We start from the raw sequence: 20,275 nt of genomic DNA on the forward strand, positions 1-20,275 counted from the left end.
GACAGCCCCCTTAATCAGCATGAAAATCCTTAACGTTGAACAGATTCGTCAACTTGATCAGGCCACTATTACATATGAACCGATAGCACCCATCCAACTGATGGAGCGTGCCTCGCAGGCTTTCGTGGATTGGTTCATGAGCCGTTATGATGCGTTCACGCCCGTAAAAGTGTTTTGTGGCCTTGGTAATAACGGAGGAGACGGACTGGCAATTGCCCGATTACTGCTTCAGGCCAACTACATCGTTGAGGTATTTGTTGTTCGATATGCCCCCCGCGAATCCGACGATTTTGCGCACAATCACCGTCGGCTGAAACTGCTTATTAATCCGCATTACGTCGAAAACCCGGGTGATATGCCTACGCTTCGGCAGCGGGATGTAGTCATTGACGCTATTCTGGGTTCGGGTATTTCCCGACCGGCCGAAGGGCTGGTGAAGATGGTGATTGAGCGAATCAACCGGGCACCGGCGCAGGTAATTTCGGTCGATATTGCCAGTGGTCTGCAGGCTAATCAGCCTAACCAATCCGACGATGTGACAATCTGGCCCGATCATACGGTTACGTTCGACCTGCCTAAACTGGCGCTGTTGTTGCCCGGTAACGCCCGCTCGGTTGGCGAATGGCATATGGTCGATATCGGGTTGAATCAACGCTTTATCGATCAGGCACCTACTCCTTATTATTATACAACAGAAGCAGAAGCCCGTTTACTCCTTCGTCGCCGTGAGCGTTTTTCCAACAAAGGTTCCTTTGGCCACGCGCTGTTGCTGGTGGGTAGCTACGGTAAAATTGGTGCAGGTGTACTGGCTGCGAAAGCCTGTCTACGATCGGGGGTGGGGTTACTGACCGTGCAAACGCCTGGGTGTGGGTACGTTGTGATGCAAACTGCCGTGCCTGAAGCTATGTGCCGCCCCGACGTAGACGACCGGCTACTGACCGGCCCAAGCGATGTGGATGGGCCTTCATTGGCCGATTACGCCGCCATTGGCGTGGGGCCGGGTATAGGTAAAGCGCCTGAAACAGCCCGTTTTCTGCGCGAAGTACTGACTAACTTCAGCAAGCCGGTGGTTGTTGATGCCGATGCGTTGAATTTGCTGTCTGCCAACAAAGACCTGATCGGGCTCCTGCCGGAAAATAGTATTCTAACGCCCCATCCGAAGGAGTTCGAACGCCTTACCCAACGCTGGCAGAATGATTACGACAAACTTGAACTGCTGCGTGAGTTTGCCCAGCGCCAGCAAGTGGTAGTGGTGCTGAAAGGGGCTCATACGGCTGTGGCGTTGCCCAACGGAGAAGTGCATTTCAACTCGACGGGGAACCCCGGAATGAGTACGGGCGGAACCGGCGATGTGTTGACCGGCTTGCTTACCGCTCTGTTGGCTCAGGGATATGACCCCGTAGAAGCAGCTGTGTTGGGTGTATTCGCGCATGGGATGGCCGGTGACAAGGCCGCTCAGGTACGTGGGCAAATTGGTTTAACTGCTTCAGACGTAGTAGAAAGCCTGCACTGGGCGTGGTAATTATTACACAAAAAACCATACTATTTGTAGAATGAATTCTACACTGGCAAATGAAGATATAGGCAGTAATCTATTTAGTGAGTAGACCGTATAATAGAACTAGTTGTTGCCATACCGACCATAAATGCCGTTAAATCAGCTGCGTAGATACCCCTGATCCGATAGCGTAGTTCCGCGCTAATAGGGTTGCCAGCTGGGCATCAATTTTGTGTTGCAACAGATAACATATTCTAAACGGACACTGAAAATGGGTAACTACACACAGCGAGAGTGGCGAATGAGCCAATCTAATTCGAAGTCATCGGCTGATTTGGGGCAGACCGCAGCCTTGGGCGGTGCCACTGTAGCGTTGTTTGCCTACATCATCTACCATTTTATTTATCCACTCATCGCGAAAGGACTGCTGTTCTAGCGCGTTGTTCATTCATACTAAAAAGGGCCAGACTGTAGCAGTCTGGCCCTTTTTAGTATGAATGAACTGTCGATTACCGCAGCGCCAGGTACGTAATCAGGGCCGATACGTAGGCTAGTACGCTCATGTAGCCTAATTGCACCATGGGCCATTTCCAGCCTTTGGTTTCCCGGTAGGTGGTGGCAATGGTACTCATACACATCATGGCGAACACATAGAAAACCAGCAGCGACCAGGCTACGGCGGGCGTGTACATGGGCCCGCCTGTTTCGGCGTTTCGCTCGGCTTTGAGGCGTTGGCGAATAGTTGTATCGTCGCCGGTGTCGCCCGCACCGAGGCTGTAGATCGTCGACATGGTACCGACGAAGACTTCTCTGGCGGCGAAGGAGGCCAACAGCGCCACGCCGATCTTCCAGTCATAGCCCAGCGGTTTGATAGCCGGTTCAATGAAATGGCCGAAATGACCCGCATAGGATGATTCAAGGCGCTGGGCAGCAACGGCATTCTCGATCTGATCGGAAGGTTTACCCGCCAGTGAGGAACGTACCTGAGCTTCTGCTTCGTCCATTCCATTGCCGGGACCATAGCTGGAAAGAACCCACAGAACAATAGAGATAGCCAGAATAACGCGGCCTGCTTCCCAAACAAACGAGCGAACACTCTCCCAAACCGTGAGACCAACGTGGTTCCAGCGGGGCCATTTGAACGTAGGTAGTTCCATCACGAACAGGCTACGCTCTTTTGTTTTCAATAGCTTTTTGAAGACCCAGGCTGCGGCCAATGCTGATAGCAATCCCAGCAAGTACAGGCTCATCAGCGCCAGGCCCTGCATGTTGAACAGGCCCAGCACCCGCTGATCGGGCACAACCAGCGCAATCAGAATGGTGTAGATAGGCAGGCGGGCCGAGCAGCTCATCAGGGGCGTAACCAGAATCGTAATAAGCCGGTCGCGACGGGAACCAATGGCGCGGGTGGCCATGATAGCGGGAACGGCACAGGCCACGCCCGAAATTAACGGCACTACACTTCGGCCATTCAGCCCGAATTTGCGCATGATACGATCCATCAGCACCATCACCCGCGACATATAGCCCGATTCCTCGAGCAACGAGATCAGCAGGAAGAGCAGACCGATTTGCGGAATAAAAACCAGGATTCCACCTATTCCAACCAGAATTCCATCCGTTAGCAGATCGGTTAAAGGGCCGCCGGGCAACTGTTGTTTCAGCGTACCATTGAGCCAGGCCACACTTTCATCGATGGCATCCATGAATGGGGTAGCCCACGCGAAAATGGCCTGAAAGACAAGTAGCAGAATAAAGGTAAAAATGACGTACCCCCAGATAGGGTGCAGTAATACCCGGTCGATTCGCTGACTCCAGGTGGGCTGACCAACAGGACGGGTATCCGTAACGGCGTCGGTAACCACACCGGCAATAAGTTCGTATCGACGGATGGTTTCACGTACCTGAAAGGCAGGTTCGCTGAATTCGTATTTGGCGATAAGCCTGTCCAGGCCCTCTCGCTGCCGGCTGTTCAGAAACGTAAATCCGTCGTGTTGAATGACGTATTGTAGGGCAAGGTAATTATTCGTGAGTCCATACTGCTGCTTGGTGTCTTCCAGCAATCCTGTTTTAGTGTCGCTAACCGATTCGGCTAGAACGGGGTCAGTTTGCGGGTCGAAGAACAAGGTCTCTGCCAGAACGGGCTCTTCCAGTTGCTGAATAATGGCCTTCCTGAGTAGGTCTACGCCTTCACCTGTACGCGCATTGACGCGCACCACGGGAATACCCAGCCGCATCGACAGCCGAACGGCATTGACCTCCTGCTGTTGCTGACGAGCCACATCGAGCATGTTCAGAACCAGCACCACGGGTACGCGCAAATCCATGATCTGCGTGAACAGCAGCAGATTACGGCGCAGGTTTGAGGCGTCGAGTACAACCACGGCCACATCCGGATAATCGGGATGAGCAGGGTTAGCCAGAATATCGGTAACGATTTGTTCGTCGGGCGATTTGGGATAGATCGAATAGACGCCCGGCAGGTCAACTACGGTGGCCTCAAGCTGAGGCGCCAGAACGGCAGTGCCCGATTTTTTGTCCATCGTCACACCGGGAAAGTTGCCGGTTTTCTGACGCAGACCTGTTAACTGATTGAAGAGGGAAGATTTACCGGCGTTGGGGTTACCAACTAAAGCTAATACGGGCGACGTTTCCAAGGTAACACTCGACCCGATGGGCCGTTCTACTCAACAATAATAGTGGCGGCTTCAGCCCGGCGCATCGACAGGCAGTAGCCTGATACGTTCAGGCAGATTGGGTCGCCCATGGGGGCTTTGCAATGCAAACAAACTTCCTCGCCGGGTAAGCAACCCATTTCGAGCAACTTGATCGAAGCCCACTGGTCATTGAATGACTTGATGCGGGCGCGTTCGCCGGGTTTTAGATCGGCAACAGTACGATTGCTCATAGTGTCTTTATTTAGACTTCATTTAAACAAACGCAAGATTACGGCGAAAAGTTGAGAAATCAAGAAAATTGAGTCACGCCTTTTCATGATTTAAATCATGCTGCCGACAGACGATGATGGAGAAATTGCGCTTTTACCCGAACACGGATTAAAGAGATTAACGCAGGTTCCTGAGCTATACGTGGATGATGATGGGACAGCCTCCTGTCAGCTATTCGATAACAGGTCGAAAGCAAAGCGAAGGATGGTAGCGGCAATGACACATAAAAAGAAGACCCGTATGAAACTATTGCCTTTCAACAAGGCCAGCCTAACCCCAACAAACGATCCTGCCAGGTTGGCAAGGGCCATTGGAAGAGCAACGCTGAAGAGTACCATGCCTTTGCTCGCAAAAAAGGTGAGGCTTGCCATGTTTGTAGCCAGGTTGACCCATTTAGCGTGAGCACTCGCCCGCAGAAAGTCGAATCCAAGCAGACTGACCAGCCCAAGCACCAGAAAGCTACCCGTTCCCGGGCCGAAAAATCCGTCGTAAAAGCCGATAACGAGGGCCATCGCAATCATTCTGATCACTTGCTGCCGGCGGCTGATGATTCGCGCTATGTGTTGGCCGAAATCAGGTTTGAGCAGTGTGTAAATGAACATAACTACCAGAATGACCAGCGCCAGTGGCCGCATGAAGGTGTTGGGTACGTGGGTCAGCGTCCAGGAACCAGTCAGGGCGGCGGCAAAGGCCATTATGGCCATCGGCACCAGCAATGACCATTGAATACTGACCCGGCGGCTATACTGAACTGCACTCAGCAACGTACCTACAGCGCTGGGAACCTTGGTAGTACCGAGTAAGACAGGAATGGGAAATTGAGGTAGACTGAACAGAATGGCGGGCGTTTGAACCAGGCCACCGCCACCAACGATAGAGTCAATGAAACCGGCTAAAAAGGAAAAAAAGCAAAGCGTAAGTAGTGTAAGCATGTCGGGCATCATGGCCGCAAAAGTAGGGGCCGTTTGGGCATTGTGGCGTATTTTTGCCGTTCTATGCGTGAATCGTTAGTGCAAATTGGGGCGTTGGTCGGCAAGGAGTTTCGGCTGGAATGGCGGCAACGGTATGCCCTCAACGGCATGCTGCTCTACATTGTGGGGGCGGTGTTTGTCTGTTACCTGAGTTTCAACGCCCGGCGCGGGCAACTGGCGCCCATAGTCTGGAACACGCTCTTCTGGCTTATTCAGTTATTTACGGCGGTTAATGCCATTGCCAAAACGTTTGTGCAGGAGCGGGCGGGGCGGCAACTGTATTATTACACGCTTGCCAGTCCGCAGCAGATCATCGTAGCGAAGATCATCTACAACACGGGGCTGATGCTGGTGCTGGCGTTACTGGGTTTTTCGGTCTACGCCTTTGTGCTGGGAAGTCCCGTTGAGGATGTACCCTTATATATAGGTAGCCTATTGCTTGGGGCGATCGGGTTTGCGGCTTCGTTGACCCTGGTAGCAGGCATAGCCGCCAAAGCCGAAAACTCCGCTACGTTGATGGCTATTCTAAGCTTTCCGGTCATGCTGCCGCTGCTACTCTTGTTGTTGAAAGTAGCCAAGAATGCAATGGACGGACTGGACCGGTCGGCGAGTAGTGATGAATTAATGACGATTCTTGCCATTGACGCCATTGTCCTGGCACTTTCTTACCTGCTCTTCCCGTTTTTGTGGAAGAGCTAACAAAAAGTCCTCAGTTTTCTGTCTTCTGTTGCTCTGCTAACGTCCCTGACATTGGTATCGCAACGCAACAGAGGACAGAAGACCATAAAAAATATGAAAACAAACTGGTGGAAGGCCCTGGCGGTCATCATTCTGACGTATACCATTTTCTGGGGATTGATTGGGCCAACGCCCCGTCAGCCGATTCTGAACGAAAGCATTCGGAACGTGTATTTCCACGTACCACTTTGGTTCGGCATGATCACCCTCATGCTCACCTCACTGGTGTTTGCGGTTCGTTATTTGCGGAAAGGCGACCTGGGCGACGATATGGTCTCCGTGGAATTTGCCAACACGGCAATCCTGTTTGGTATCCTTGGCTGTGCTACCGGCTCAATCTGGGCCAATTATACCTGGGGCGAACCCTGGCCAAACGATCCCAAACTAAACGGAGTAGCTGTTAGTATGTTGCTCTACATTGCGTATCTGGTATTGCGCGGCGCGTTTGATGACGAACAACGTCGGGCTCGTATCTCGGCGGTATACAATATCCTGGCGTTCGCTGTGTTCATTCCGCTGATTTTCATTCTGCCCCGCCAAACCGATTCGCTGCACCCGGGCAACGGGGGAAACCCGGCATTTGGCAAGTATGACATGAACAGCCAGATGCGCATGGTGTTTTACCCAGCCATTATCGGGTTTACGCTGTTGGGCGTCTGGATCACCCAACTCCGCGTACGTCTCCGCCGCCTCCAACTGGTCATGGAAGAGTAGTTGGTCTGTAAACCTGACAGGTCTTGAAACAGACCGTAGCGGCGGACCGTCTATAAGGTTTACAGACTATTGGAATAAATCACACCGTATCTTTGTTAAAATTTAGAGAGGCATAGCCTCTGACCAACTGCATGATTCGCTCGTTTTTACCTCGCTTTAGCCTGTTACTATCGCTACTGCTGATCGCCCAGAATAGTATGGCTCAGGAAACCGTTGAGATGGCCGATAAACTTCGGGCCGACGGAAAGATATGGGTGGTGGTGACCGTCATTGCGGCGGTATTTTTTGGCATTATTATTTACCTCGTCCGCCTCGATAACAAGATTGGAAAGCTGGAACGGGAGGTTAACGACAGCCGGGCAAACGCGGCAAAAACGACAACCAACGCCAGCCGGTAACGAACGTACCTGGCACTACTTATTAACTCATGAAACTTTCACACATTATTGGTATCATCGTTATCGCAGTGGCCATCGGCATCGTGGTAACATCGTATGGTGATTCAAGCTCGTACGTGACCTTTGGCAAAGCATTGGCCATGGCCAAAGACGGCGACGAAGACATGGTACATGTAGTTGGTAAACTGAAAAAAGATGCTTCAGGTAAAGCGGAGGGGCTTTTTTACCAGCCGCAACTTGACCCGAACCACTTCGAGTTTACGCTCGTCGATAATGAAAATCACGTACAGAAATGCGTGTATAACAGCCCCAAGCCGCAGGATTTTGACCGCTCAGAGCAAATCGTGGTGATCGGTGCCATGCAGGGTGATCATTTCCAGACGAACAAAATTCTGCTCAAGTGCCCATCGAAATACCAGGATGGCAAACTGGAGGTGACCGAGCACGAAGCCAAGACAGCACAGCTATGAGTTTACAGGAAATCGAAGCAGCCATGGAGTCATTATCGATCAATGAGCTGGCCCAGGTACGTGACAAAGCTGTTGAGTTATATCAGGCTCGTTGGGACGAGCAGTTGGTGATTGAGCTGAAATCTGGCCGATTGGATGGCTGGATTGATGACGAGAAGAAGGATACGCAACAGGGAGCAACTCTAGGTCTATGACTTGCTTATTAGTTAACATGTTATGAAAGATTTCACCGTTGGTAATGCGGGTCATTTGTTTGTTATCCTGTCGTTTGTTACGGCACTGGTAGCCACGTTTTCGTATCTTAAAATGACACTGGCCCACGAAGCGGCTGAAGAAAACCACTGGAAACGGCTGGCTCGCGGAGCGTTCTATGTGCATGGTGTTGCCGTGGTGAGCGTCGTTGCCTGCCTGTTCTCTATTATTTATAACCACCGGTTCGAGTACCAGTATGCCTGGAGCCACTCGTCGCTGGCGCTGCCCGTGCAGTATATGATTTCGTGCTTCTGGGAAGGGCAGGAGGGGAGCTTCCTGCTCTGGATGTTCTGGAACGCGGTATTGGGCATTATCCTGACCCGCACCGCTGGCTCGAAATGGGAGGGGCCCATGCTCACCGTTTTTGCACTGGTGCAGGCATTCCTGACGTCGATGATTCTTGGTGTAGTGCTGGGCGACGTGAAAATTGGCTCATCGCCGTTTTTGCTGCTCAAAGAGTCTATGCCCGACGCGCCGGTGTTTACCATGAACCCCAACTTTGTTCCGTCGGATGGTAAAGGGCTGAACCCGTTGTTGCAGAACTACTGGATGGTGATTCACCCGCCAACGCTGTTCCTCGGCTTTGCGCTGTCGCTGGTGCCGTTCGCTTATTGTATTGCCGGCCTGTGGCGTAATCAGCCTCTAAACTGGATTCGGCCTGCGCAGCCCTGGATGCTGGTTGGTGCCGTTGTATTAGGCGTAGGAATCATGATGGGTGGCTACTGGGCCTACGAAACGCTGAACTTCGGTGGCTACTGGAACTGGGATCCCGTTGAAAATGCCGTGTATGTTCCCTGGCTGATCATGGTGGCAGCTATGCATACGATGCTGACAGCCAAACGCAGCTCGGCTGGCCTAAAAACGGCTATCATTCTGACTGTGGCGCAGTTTATTTTCATTCTTTACTCTACTTTCCTGTCACGTTCGGGAATTCTGGGCAACGCATCTGTCCACTCATTTACTGACCTTGGGCTGTCTGGCCAGTTGCTGGTGTATCTGCTGGCATTCGTTGTGATCGCGGTGGCGCTGATGGCGGTAAAGTGGAAGCTGATTCCCAGTGATGAGCAGGAATTATCAATCTATAACAAAGAACTCTGGCTCTTTTTAGGGGCTATCGTACTCTGTTTGGCTGGCTTTCAGGTCATCTCCACCACGTCGATACCCGTGTACAATAAAGTAGCCGAGTTGTTTGGGAAGGCTTCAAACCTGGCCATGCCGACAAATCAGGTTGCGCACTATAATAAGTTCCAGATTTGGTTCTTCAGCGTCGTTGCCGTACTCAGTGGCGTTGGTCAGTACATCTGGTGGCGCAAGGCAGGTAAAGGTAATTTCAACACGCTGATGACGCCACTTGTGCTGACGTTGCTGATCAGTGCGGCCATTATTGGTTTTGGTGAGGTGAAAAACCCGGTGTATATGGTATTCCTGACTGCATCGGTATTCGCCATGATGGCTAACGGGGCTATTCTGTTGGGCGTCATACAAGGTAACTACCGTCTGTCGGGCGGGGCAGTAGCGCACATGGGAATGGCCCTGATGCTGATTGGTATTCTATTCTCGTCGGGCTACTCGAAAATAACATCGATCAATAATAGTGGTTTGATGATCTCGAAGTCAGAAGAATTTACCAAAAACGATAACAAAGAGAATAAAGAGAACGTACTGCTCTGGCTCAATCAGTCGGAGCGGATGGATGGGTACCAACTGACCTACCGTGGGCAGCGGGTAGAAGTGCGGGATATGCCTGGGTACGTTCCCCGTAAGGCAGTTGAGGTCATCGAAGGTGACTTCCGTGGTGTTGCGCAAGAAGACCTGTCTGCCAATGGAAAGCTCTATCATAAGAAAGGCGACACCATTGCCCTGTATCCGGAGAATGTCTATTATGAAGTAGAGTACCGCGAGCCGAGCGGAAAAATATTCTCGCTTTATCCCCGCGCTCAGGTCAATGAGCGGATGGGTACACTAGCTTCGCCTGATATTCGACACAAAGCAGGTCGCGATCTGTACACCTTTGTATCATCTGTACCAGACCCGAATGCTGAAACCATCTGGGACAAAACCGAGACGTACTCCATCGCCATTCGCGACACATTTTTTCTGAATGATTATGTAGCGATCCTGGACAATGTAGTGAAGACAAATGAGGTGGAAGGGATCGATATGAAGCCATCCGACGTGGGCGTGAAAGCCCAGGTACGTGTGCTTTACAAAGATCGTGAGGTGATGATGCAACCTGCGTTCGTGATTCGTGACGGCGCCATTGCCAGCCCCGCCGACATTTCCGACGATCTCGGTGTTCGCCTTCAACTAAAGACAATTGATCCTAAAACGGGTAAGTTTACTTTCGCTGCCAACCAGACCCAGCGCGACTACATCGTGATGAAAGCCTCTGAAAAGCCGTTGATCAATCTGCTTTGGATCGGTACACTGGTAATGGTGGTTGGCTTTATCATGGCCATCGTTCGTCGTTACCGGGAGAACGGTAAGATGGAAGGGAAAGCACAAAAAGAAGACCGTAAAAAAACGGCTATCAGTTATCAGTAAACCTCAGTTAGTAACGAACCCAGCTATCTTGCAACGCCTCCAGGTACATCATTGATAACTGCTCATTGGTAACTGTTAACTGACATGAAACTACGCGACACACTGTTCATCTGTGCCTTCATTGGTGCGCTGCTTCTCTGGATACTCGAGATCCGGCGGGTAGGTTTTACGGGCAGTTACGATCTGTTGTTGCTGGCAGTTGTTTTCCTGTTCGCTTTTCAGTTTTTCCGGGTGCGCGATCAGCAGAAAAACAAAGACGTGTCGCCTACGATCAAGCAGATGATCGATAAGCGAAAGCAGGACGCTCAAAAAAAAGGGAAGAAGTAAGTACATGACATATTCGCTGCTGATAGGTGCCCTTTTTGCGCTGGTTGCCACCGGCATTTTTGCTGCGGTCGAAACGGCCTATACATCGGTAAACCGACTATATTTCGATCTGCACAGTAAACAGGGACCGCTGGGCGAAAAGCTGGTATCGCGCTTCCTGAAAAATCCTATCCTGTTTGTTGGCACTACCCTGACCGGCAATACCCTCTTTCTGGTGCTGTATGCCGTGTTGGGTGTAACCGTACTGAACCCGGTATTGGAGGCGCTGCTTCCTGCCGATTTCGACAGCCCGATTGCGCTGCTGGCCATCGAAACGCTGATTCTCACGCTTATTTTCCTCCCCTTCGCCGATTACCTGCCCAAAAGCCTGGCGCTCATTCATCCCGACGCGTTTCTGGAGAAACTGGCGGTTCCGCTCTGGGTCATTTATCAGGGAATTGCCCCCCTGGTTCGGGTGCTGGTTGGTGCGGCGCGGATGTTCAACAAGCACATATTGCGGCAAAACGTGGCCGAACTGCGCCCCGTTTTTGGGCTTACCGACCTGAATAACTACCTTCAGCATCTGAATCAAAGCCCATCTGAGGCGGAAGAAGACGGGCAGGTAGATGCCAAAATCTTCAACAACGCCATCGGTTTTCGCGATGTACGGGTACGTGATTGTCTGGTACCCCGAACTGAAATTGCCGCCGTTGCTTCCAACGATACGATCGATGAATTGCGGCTGGTCTTCCAGCAAAGTGGCCACTCCAAAATTCTGGTCTATCGGGATAGCATCGACGACGTGATTGGCTATTGCCATGCGCTGGGACTGTTTACAAAGCCACAACAGATTAACGATATCTTGCTGCCTATTTTGACGGTTCCCGAAACCATGCCCGCCCAGGACATGCTGCTGCGCTTTCTGTCTGAGCGAAAGAGCATTGCTCTTGTAGTCGATGAGTTTGGCGGAACGGCGGGGATGATTACCGTTGAAGATATTGTGGAGCAGATTTTTGGCGAGATTCAGGACGAATACGACGTCAACGAAGACTGGGTGGAGCAGCAACTCGACGACCGAACGTACCTGCTGTCGGCCCGCCACGAGATCGACGATCTGAACGAAAAATACGATTGGGAACTGCCCGAAGGCGACTATGAAACGCTGGGTGGTCTGATCCTGTCGATCAACGAAGACCTGCCCAACGTGGGTGATGTATTCGAAATGGGCCCCTACTCGTTTGTCATAGAATCTGCGCAAGGTACCCGAATTGGCACCGTTCGGGTAACGGTGGGCAGGGAATAATCTTTGTAAGGCTGAAGGACCTTTCGTATAAAGTGTAAAGTTGCTTAATAGCAGAAATGCTGCTCCGTGCTCTAGGCCCTCCGACAAGCTCAGGGGGCACATCAGGCATCAACCTGTTTAGGCTAATATGCTTGAGTTTCTTGTCACCCTGAGCTTGTCGAAGGGCTAGGCGAAAGCAACCTTAAGCAAAATCTTAGAAGAAAGCTTCGATACTCAAAGACTATGACTACTAGCCAGCAACGTACCTGCTTACTTATCGCCTGAAAGGCCGGCCGTAGCGGGTGGCGTTGCCAAGGGTTGTGTACCCGTTGTAGGCGGAGCGGGCTGCTCAGGAACGGGTACACCCGGTTTCACTGATTTTGGACCGCCGAAGAGCAGGCGATTGAACGACCGGGTATAGAGCATACTCACGCCGCCGCTGGTAGTTAGCGTGGCCGAACTGAGGCTCAACGTACCCAACGCACTTTGCTGATTGCGGTTATACATCTTGGCGCGTAGCCGTCCGTCGGGCGTGAGCCAGTATTCCAGCGTCCATTCGCCAAGCAGGCTTGCCGCACTTGCCTGGCTTTGTCCATACGTAAAACCACCATCGCGGCTTACGCGCAACCGGTCGTTGAGCAGGCGGTAGGAGACGCGCAATTGCAGGTTGTTCAACAGGTTATCGCTTGCCTGTGTACCGGTGGCTGACCCCAGCACATTCCCCAATGATACACCGACGTTCAGCTTCTCGTCCACGTTCGAGAAGAGCTGACTCAGCCGGTTCGAGACAATCTCGCCCAGTGCATTGCCGACCCCGCCCGATACATCCTGGCTGAATAGGTTTGATCCTTCCGGAATCAACTGGTTGAAAATCAATAGGCTACTAACCTGTTTAGTTAATTCCTGATCGTTGCTTTGCAGCCGGTTCTCAAACGCCGTTACCGCCTGTCTGAACTCCGACGAGGCCGGGTATTCTTTCACTTTCAGGTCGAACCCAACGTCGGGCGTAGTAAGCTGACCGGTTAACCGAATGAGCAGATCGACCGGGTAGCGGCGGGTGCGGTCGGGCGAATTATTCGTTATGTTCGACGACGTACCTGACGTTGGCAATAGCGCACCCAGTGCTGTAAACTGGGTGTAGGCAGCCGTTACGTCGATCAGGGCACCGTATGGGTCACCCGTCCAGGTGATGCGGCTGTTTGGTCGAATCTGAAATTTCTTGTTCAGCAGGTTCTGAAACGTAAAGGTGTAGTCTCCCTGCGTAATACCATACGTACCTGTCATGGTAAAATCGCCCTTGGTATCCACCTTCATGGCAATCCGCCCTTCGCCGTAGGTACGTATGATATCACCCGACTGCCGGTCGAACTGCACTTCGCAAAGCGCATCCGGCGTAATATCGAACTTGAAATCCATCTTGATCCCCGACAGGTCAACAGACTGTCGTGAGCTATCTTTAATGGCGGCCTGGCGGCTGGCAAACTGAATATAATCCTGCTGGTTGACCGAGGCCGCCCCGTCGAGGGGAATATAGATGCGGGTGCCCTTGTTGCTTTGCATATCAGCCTGCACCGTGAGGTTGTCGAGCGGGCCGAAGAGTTCGGCTTTGCCCGTTATCACTGCCTGACCGTAGAACAGATCATTGTCTTTGGCAGTGGTGTTCATGATGCGGAATTTCTGCAGATCAGCATCGAAACCAAGCTGGAAGAACTTGAAATTGTCGTGGTAAACGCCCCCGCGAATCACGGCTGTGTTTCCGTCGGCATCGCGCAGCACCATACGGCGCGTCACGATTTCGTTGTCGCCGAAATAAATGGTGTTATCGAAAAACAGATCGGCTTTCAGGTAATCAAACGTGGTTCGCCCTTTCTGAATAGCTACCGAGCCAGTCAGAACAGGTGCCTGGGGAGTACCTTTTACGTCGACCTGCCCAACGAGTGTACCGCCAAAGTTTGAGAAAATGCCTTTGGTAAACGGCGCTACCAGTCTTAACTCGGTATTATTGAACAGCGCGCGGAGGGCCAGCGAGTTCGTTTTCAGACCCGGTGTGTACGTACCTTTCAGCGTAAATGCGTCAGTTCGATCGCGAATGAGCCGGGCGTCTACGTTCACCCGCTGGGCTATCGGGTCATACGCGCCGGAACCCACTACATCGCCAATAATGGCATCTTCGTAGGCCAGACCCGTCACGTTCAACTGACTTTCTATGATAGCCGCTTTATACAGATCGCGCAATTGCACGGCACCGTTCAGCACGCCGCCGAGTTTGGTGTTCAGCACCGGATTAAGTGAGCTCAGCTGGAAGTCGCGCGCTGCCAGATCGAGCCGGGCCGACGTATCTGTAGAGACTTTTCCGGTGGCAGTGATAAACTGGTTCTGGTTGAAGACCGTCACGTTCTGAAGCGTAAACTCGTTGCCCACCATCCTGACCAGGCTTTCAGGATTCAACGTCCAGTCGGTGTCCAGCAAGCGTAGTTTCGACTGCCGGAAGGTAAGGTCAATGGCGTCGCCTTTGAAACTGAGCTCACCATTCAGATCGGCCCGATTCGACGTACCTGTCTGGTCAACGCTGCTCGTGAAATCGATATGATCCTGATCCCAGGACGCTTCTACCGCCAGATTCTCTGTAGGTGCCAGGCCGCCCAATTTCTGCCGGGTCGATGATATAATCGCCGAGGCCAGCACCTCTTCGGAGGTCGTAAATTTAGACGTGGTCAGGTCCAGTTCGGTTGTGCCGAATGCGTAATCGGCCACTCGCAACGAATCGGTGGTTATGTTGGCGGTGATAAACTGCGTGTTGTCTGAATTATAGCGGCCCACCAGTCGGGTACCGGTGGCTATATAAGCAGGCATGTTCAGGAAGGTCAGCATCGGCGCTGCATTCCGAACGGTCATCAGGTAATCGATATGGTATGGCTGCGGCTTCTGCCGAAGCGACCGAACGAGCTTGTCGGCGTAGTAGGCCTTTCTGCCGGCAGCATCACCCGCGAAGTATTGGGTATACTCGTCGGCCAGCCGGGTCAGATCGGCGATTGTTTTGTTTGGCTGGTAGTTTCCCTGCAACCGTGCCGACAGGAAATCGGAGTCGATGTTCAGGTAACGATTCTCGCTCCCTTCGATCGTTGATTCGACAGTCAGTGCATCAATGGCCAGATTGCGTCTGTTCAGCGTTAAAAACGCATCGCGGAAATTGGCCGTACCACTCAACTGATCAACAGAATTACCCTCGAGCACCGCATTAATGTAGGTGCTGATCGTCAGCGAATCACGGGTATAGCCCAGCGCCCGCATGTCGGCCTGCTGCACCGTGCCGCGTACGTCAAATTTATTGCTGGGCCCTCGCAGATCGAATTCGCCATCCAGGTTCAGTTTGGCGTTCGGGTCGCGCAGGGCCACGTGGCCGTCGAAATAAGCTTTTTGCAGGTTACCCCGCACCACCAGATTTTTGTAGTCGTAGCCGCCAAAGCCAAAGCGGGCGAACTGGCCGTCAATGTCGGCCTGCGCTCGGCTGATGTCTGTACCACGACCTTTCAAATAACCGTGCCCGTCAATAGCCTGCAACGTACCTGGCTGGTTGATAAGCTCACCCACCTGGAAATTATCGGCGGTCAGATCGGCTTCGTAGGTTGTCTGATCGGGCTGATCGGCGAGTTTCAGCTTCAACTTTCCGGCCACCCGGCCCAGCGCCGAACTAAACTGACCCTTGGTCGTGAAATCGTCGAAAGCGCCCGTGAAATTGGCGTTGAACGCCAACGTACCCACCTTGGCCATGGTCTGGTTGAACGCAGGATCAGGATAATACTGCCGAATGTCGGCCATGGTCACCAGCGAAGGCTGGAAATGCAGATCCACCAGCAGGTGGTCCATATCGGGCAGTCCCTTAAAGGCCAGATCGCCCACCAGTCGGCTACGGCCCTGCGGGCCAAAGCGGAGATTGGAATTCACCAGACTCAGGTCAACCACCCGCCCCCGAAGGTTGCCGGTTAAAAACCAGGTTTCGTTCAGATTACGGATATATTCGCTGAAAGCACCCAGATCAGCCGAGCGAATAATGGTATTGCCGAAATTGGCCCTTATCGCCACTTTCGTGTTGAAATCACCCATGTCGCTCTGGGTGTTGTAGAGAAAGGCTACGTAATCGCGAATGACCGAGTTATTCACCGACATGTACAGGTTGGCGAATTCCATTTTCCTCGATGAATACATGAACTTGGTATCCATCCGCTTCACCGTCAGGCCGGTTTGCCGGTCAATGGTGCGGAGTTTGGTCACGTCGAGGGCAATGGTATCGCCCAGCACCAGAAAATCCTTGACGTCCCCGTTGATCGCCGATAACCGGAGGTGGTTATAGTCGAAGTCTTTCGGGTTTTTCATGTACGCCTCGCGCGGGTCGTCCATCGAAAAGAACCCGTCCACAACGGCCACTTTGCCAATGGTGAATGGCGCGTGCATGTCGCTATGCACGTTGATCGTGGCCGGGTCGGAGGTGAGCCGCTCAATAGCGCCGATGAAATCGTCGAGATTCAGGTCGCCCGTTTTGGGGCTGTATACCAACTGTACGTTGGGTTTGTACAAAACAACCTCATCCAGGTGCGTAGCGCTGGTTGGCTTGCGAAGTTGGGTACCCGGCCTCAGAAACAGGCCGGTCAACCACTCGGGCAGCGTAGTAAAATCAACGAAATTGCCCAGATTATAATCTACTTCCAGTCGCCCGATCTGAATCATGGGTCGGTTCTGGAAATCACGGATCCTGACGTCTTCAAGGGTCAGCGTATCGAACCATTTGATCGACGCCTGCCCAATGGCAACCTGCATACCCAGCTTCTCGGTAGCCCACTTGGCGGCGCGCTGTACAATGTAGGTCTGCACGGGCGGCAACTGCAACATCACCCAAAGCGTCACAAAAGCCAGCATAACCAGCAGCAACGTTTTCAGGAGTATGTTAACAAATGACCGCATTCGGGGGAGTAATGGTGGGGCTGGCCCGGTTGTCGTTTCTGTTTCGACCAAAAACGGGCCTCACGGTTTAGGGAACTGCCTTTTAAACGGTAAAAGTGGTGTTTTCGTTACACATTTTCGAGCCTCAATTTGTATTCGGTGGCGTTGGCCCGATCAGGTCCCAGAGGTTGCCATACAAGTCGGCAAAAACGGCTACCGTTCCGTAGGGTTGTACAACGGGTTCACGCACAATCCTGACGCCCTGTTGAGATAGCCGGTCAAAGTCGCCCCAGAAATCGTTGGTGTTTAAAAACAGGAAAACACGCCCGCCCGTCTGGTTGCCAACCCGGCTGCGCTGCTCATCGTCAGCCGCTTTGGCGAACAGTAACTGGCAGCCCGTTGACCCGGTCAGTGAACCGGGGGGAGCCACACGTACCCAGCGTTTTGTCTCGCTGAGTGGGGTGTCTTCAACTAGTGTGAAATTCAGTTTGTCTACGTAGAAACGGATGGCTTCATCGTAGTCAGCAACAACTAAGGCAATCTGGGCAATGGTTTGAGACATATACGGTTCCTGCTGCGGTGCGATAAAAGGGTGTAATTTTGCAGCAATGACACTGCTTGCTATTGAATCATCCTGCGACGAAACGTCGGCCTCGGTTCTGACCGACGGCCAAATTCTGTCGAATATCATTGCTGCCCAACTCATTCACGAACGATACGGCGGGGTTGTGCCCGAACTGGCGTCGCGTGCGCATCAGCAACATATTGTACTGGTTGTTGAACAGGCACTGGCAGAGGCAAAGGTAGCTAAAACCGACCTATCGGCTATCGCTTTCACCCGTGGGCCGGGTCTGTTGGGGTCCTTGCTGGTAGGAGCGTCGTTTGCCAAAGCGTTTGCCCTGGGTCTGAACATCCCGCTTATCGAGGTAAATCACATGCAGGCGCACGTTCTGGCTCATTTTATTAAAGATTCACCGGAACAGAACGTACCTGAATTTCCATTCATTTGCCTGACGGTCAGTGGTGGACATACGCAACTGGTACGGGTAGATGCCCCACTCGATATGCACGTCATTGGCCAAACGCAGGACGATGCCGTTGGGGAAGCGTTCGATAAATCGGCTAAACTGCTGGGATTACCATACCCCGGTGGCCCGTTGATCGACAAGTACGCGAAACTGGGTAATCCGCTGGCCTACCCGTTTCCGCTGACCGATATGCCGGAACTGGACTTCTCATTCAGCGGCATCAAAACGGCCATTATGTATTTCCTCCGCGATCAGACGCGCAAAAGCCCGACGTTTGTGGCCGATAATCTGAACGACATCTGCGCCAGTATTCAGCATACGCTGGTTCAGATGTTGTTGAAAAAACTAACGAAAGCCATGCGCGAAACGGGGATTCGCCAGGTTGCCATTGCGGGGGGGGTATCGGCTAATGCCGGCCTGCGCAACAGCCTGCTCGAACTGGGGGCCAAACAGGGGTGGCAGGTATTCATCCCGAAGTTCGAGTACTGCACCGATAACGCCGCCATGATTGCCATGGCTGGCTATTTTAAGTACCAGCAACACGAATTCGTTGGTCAGGACGTTAGTCCAATGCCTCGAATGGCGCTATAGACACAGGCGTAACCGGCAAACGGAAAAAGCTCCCGGCCAATGGCAGAGAGCTTTCCGGTTACATTGAACGTGGTATTCAAATACAGACTATCGCCAGTAAGGCATTTCTCCCTGCTGAATAGCCTGTTGTCGGTTACGCCCGTCTATATCCATCACCTGGACGGTACGGGCACCAGTATTGGTGTTATCTGTATTGGTGAAAATGACCCGCGCGCCGTTGGGGCTGAACCTGGGTTCCAGATCGTTAGTGCCTGTTGGCTTGGTCGTCTGGCCCTGATTCTCCGTACGAACCGATGATAGGTCGGTTAGCGCGCCGCTGGCCAGTTCGAGCAAAAACATACGCGCATCCAACTGGCGACCCTGTTCATTCTGGAACGTACCCAGGTCTATCGACAGGAGCAGCCGCGTGCCATCGGGCGAAAAAACGGGATTCCCAACGCGGTTACTACGGCGGCTAAGCACGGAAGGCGCTGTACCGCCGCCCGCCGGAAACACCAGAATCTCATTGTCGTAGAAGCCTGCCGTGGTGCGGGCCACAATCTGATTGCCCTGGCTCGTCCAGTCGCAGCCAGCGAAGAACCGGCCGGTGGGGGCCGTTGCTACGGTTCGTAGTCCGGTGCCGTCGGTCCGAACAGCATACAGGCGTTCATTTGAGGGGAATAGTAATTGCGTTCCGTCCGGCGACCAGCAAAATGACAGGTCAGTGGCCGACAAACCTGCGATGGGTACGTTGCTGACCTGGCGCGTGTTGCTTCCATCAATACCCATTATATATAGGTACAACTCCGTATCACGATTCGAGATAAAAGCGATCTGCTGCCGGTTCGGACTGGCCACTGGCCGCCAGTTGCTGCCGGTCTGGGTAAGCTGCCGTGCTTCGGCCTGCCCGGGGCCCGTTGAGAAGATCTGGAATTGCCCGTTCACCCGCCTCACGAACAGGTAGGGCAAGTCGGGGTAGGCCATCGTTCGGAAAGAAAACAATGCGCTGTTGACGGTATTGACCCCATCTTTGACGGTCACCTGCCAAATGTATGTGGTATTATAATCCAGATTGCTTACCTGCACCGAATCGGCCAGCAGGCCGGTGAACGACTGGCTGGGGGTCGTGCTGCCTTCCCGAAACAGGCTTACGTCGTAGCGAAGAGTGTCCCGATTTGGGTCAGTGGCTTTCCATTTCAAGACCAGCGTGGTAGGTACGTTCACCGTGCCCGACGTGGGGGTAGCCGACGTGGGCGGGGTTGGCGGTCTGTTCTGCGATTTGTCTTCGACGAGCAGGAGTGTCACCTGCGACACAAGCTGAACATCGGCATCGACCGTGGCCACTTCGGTACGGTAAGGCTCTTTCGTTACCGAGATGGTGTATTTGCCAGCCAGCACGCTATCGAATCGGAAGTTACCAGTTGAGTCGGTTTCGGTGATTCGTCCGCCCGGACTGATGCGCACCAGCGCGGCACGAACGGGCTGGCGGGTAGCGTTAACCAGCACCTGCCCCCGAACGGTAGCCAGTTGGAGCGGATCAACAAAGGTATCTTCGGTGCAACTCCACAGGCCCAACAGGCCCAGACAGAGGGATAGAAGGAGGATAAAGTGTTTCACG

Annotated in this window: 17 protein-coding genes; 11 read left to right on the forward strand and 6 right to left on the reverse strand. The window is 52.8% G+C overall.

Translation table 11 applies throughout. The features are described from left to right. Nucleotides 1-19 precede the first annotated feature (19 nt). Together J2I46_RS08285 and J2I46_RS33160 are read left to right on the forward strand one after the other, a co-directional pair. Nucleotides 20-1,522 carry an NAD(P)H-hydrate dehydratase gene (locus tag J2I46_RS08285; RefSeq protein ID WP_207328535.1) on the forward strand — a complete coding sequence of 501 codons (1,503 nt, stop codon included), beginning with the start codon at nt 20-22 and terminating at the stop codon, nt 1,520-1,522. Nucleotides 1,523-1,799: 277 nt separating this feature from the next. After that, nucleotides 1,800-1,934, forward strand: coding sequence for a hypothetical protein (locus J2I46_RS33160; RefSeq protein WP_262898014.1), 135 nt, complete (start codon nt 1,800-1,802; stop codon nt 1,932-1,934). 73 nt (nt 1,935-2,007) lie between these two features. Here the strand turns inward: J2I46_RS33160 and feoB are convergent, their stop codons facing one another. The 3 genes from feoB to J2I46_RS08300 all read right to left on the reverse strand — a co-directional run bounded on the left by feoB (nt 2,008) and on the right by J2I46_RS08300 (nt 5,378). Beyond that, nucleotides 2,008-4,155: a ferrous iron transport protein B gene (gene feoB / locus J2I46_RS08290; protein WP_207328536.1), complete on the reverse strand. Its 2,148-nt coding sequence runs from the start codon at nt 4,153-4,155 to the stop codon at nt 2,008-2,010. Between the two features lie 26 nt (nt 4,156-4,181). Further along, nucleotides 4,182-4,406 carry a FeoA family protein gene (locus tag J2I46_RS08295; protein ID WP_085410544.1) on the reverse strand — a complete coding sequence of 75 codons (225 nt, stop codon included), beginning with the start codon at nt 4,404-4,406 and terminating at the stop codon, nt 4,182-4,184. Nucleotides 4,407-4,613: 207 nt separating this feature from the next. Continuing rightward, entirely contained in the window at nt 4,614-5,378 is a 765-nt protein-coding gene (locus tag J2I46_RS08300) for a sulfite exporter TauE/SafE family protein (RefSeq protein WP_207328537.1), read from the reverse strand. Between the two features lie 63 nt (nt 5,379-5,441). On the opposite strand from J2I46_RS08300, the gene J2I46_RS08305 reads away from it, so the two are divergent. From J2I46_RS08305 to J2I46_RS08340, 8 genes are all read left to right on the forward strand, one after another. Further along, the gene (locus J2I46_RS08305) at nt 5,442-6,116 is read left to right on the forward strand and encodes a heme exporter protein CcmB (protein WP_207328538.1); all 675 of its coding nucleotides are present in this window, start codon (nt 5,442-5,444) and stop codon (nt 6,114-6,116) included. A gap of 33 nt (nt 6,117-6,149) precedes the next feature. Then, nucleotides 6,150-6,869, forward strand: a complete 720-nt coding sequence (gene ccsA / locus J2I46_RS08310; protein ID WP_207329146.1) for a cytochrome c biogenesis protein CcsA — start codon at nt 6,150-6,152, stop codon at nt 6,867-6,869. Between the two features lie 131 nt (nt 6,870-7,000). Beyond that, nucleotides 7,001-7,267 (forward strand): CcmD family protein, encoded by a 267-nt coding sequence (locus tag J2I46_RS08315; RefSeq protein WP_207328539.1) that lies wholly within the window; start codon nt 7,001-7,003, stop codon nt 7,265-7,267. A 29-nt stretch (nt 7,268-7,296) separates the two neighbouring features. Next, entirely contained in the window at nt 7,297-7,737 is a 441-nt protein-coding gene (locus J2I46_RS08320) for a cytochrome c maturation protein CcmE domain-containing protein (RefSeq protein ID WP_207328540.1), read from the forward strand. Then, a complete protein-coding gene (locus J2I46_RS08325; protein ID WP_207328541.1) occupies nt 7,734-7,931 on the forward strand; it encodes a hypothetical protein in 198 nt (65 codons plus the stop codon). Before J2I46_RS08320 ends, J2I46_RS08325 begins: the two co-directional genes overlap by 4 nt. A gap of 22 nt (nt 7,932-7,953) precedes the next feature. Beyond that, the gene (gene ccsA, locus J2I46_RS08330; protein WP_207328542.1) at nt 7,954-10,533 is read left to right on the forward strand and encodes a cytochrome c biogenesis protein CcsA; all 2,580 of its coding nucleotides are present in this window, start codon (nt 7,954-7,956) and stop codon (nt 10,531-10,533) included. Nucleotides 10,534-10,617: 84 nt separating this feature from the next. Further along, the gene (locus J2I46_RS08335) at nt 10,618-10,860 is read left to right on the forward strand and encodes a hypothetical protein (protein ID WP_207328543.1); all 243 of its coding nucleotides are present in this window, start codon (nt 10,618-10,620) and stop codon (nt 10,858-10,860) included. 4 nt (nt 10,861-10,864) lie between these two features. Next, nucleotides 10,865-12,142 carry a hemolysin family protein gene (locus J2I46_RS08340; RefSeq protein WP_207328544.1) on the forward strand — a complete coding sequence of 426 codons (1,278 nt, stop codon included), beginning with the start codon at nt 10,865-10,867 and terminating at the stop codon, nt 12,140-12,142. Between the two features lie 249 nt (nt 12,143-12,391). Here J2I46_RS08340 and J2I46_RS08345 read toward each other — a convergent pair whose 3' ends face one another. Together J2I46_RS08345 and J2I46_RS08350 are read right to left on the reverse strand one after the other, a co-directional pair. Beyond that, entirely contained in the window at nt 12,392-17,080 is a 4,689-nt protein-coding gene (locus tag J2I46_RS08345) for a translocation/assembly module TamB domain-containing protein (protein ID WP_207328545.1), read from the reverse strand. A 124-nt stretch (nt 17,081-17,204) separates the two neighbouring features. Further along, nucleotides 17,205-17,621, reverse strand: coding sequence for a VOC family protein (locus tag J2I46_RS08350; RefSeq protein WP_207328546.1), 417 nt, complete (start codon nt 17,619-17,621; stop codon nt 17,205-17,207). A 46-nt stretch (nt 17,622-17,667) separates the two neighbouring features. Between J2I46_RS08350 and tsaD the strand changes: the two genes are divergently transcribed. Next, nucleotides 17,668-18,678: a tRNA (adenosine(37)-N6)-threonylcarbamoyltransferase complex transferase subunit TsaD gene (gene tsaD, locus J2I46_RS08355; protein ID WP_207328547.1), complete on the forward strand. Its 1,011-nt coding sequence runs from the start codon at nt 17,668-17,670 to the stop codon at nt 18,676-18,678. Nucleotides 18,679-18,765: 87 nt separating this feature from the next. On the opposite strand, the gene J2I46_RS08360 is transcribed toward tsaD, so the two are convergent. Then, nucleotides 18,766-20,274: a carboxypeptidase regulatory-like domain-containing protein gene (locus tag J2I46_RS08360; RefSeq protein ID WP_207328548.1), complete on the reverse strand. Its 1,509-nt coding sequence runs from the start codon at nt 20,272-20,274 to the stop codon at nt 18,766-18,768. Nucleotide 20,275 lies beyond the last annotated feature (1 nt).

It is taken from the genome of Fibrella forsythiae (genome assembly GCF_017353175.1).
Classification (GTDB): domain Bacteria; phylum Bacteroidota; class Bacteroidia; order Cytophagales; family Spirosomataceae; genus Fibrella; species Fibrella forsythiae.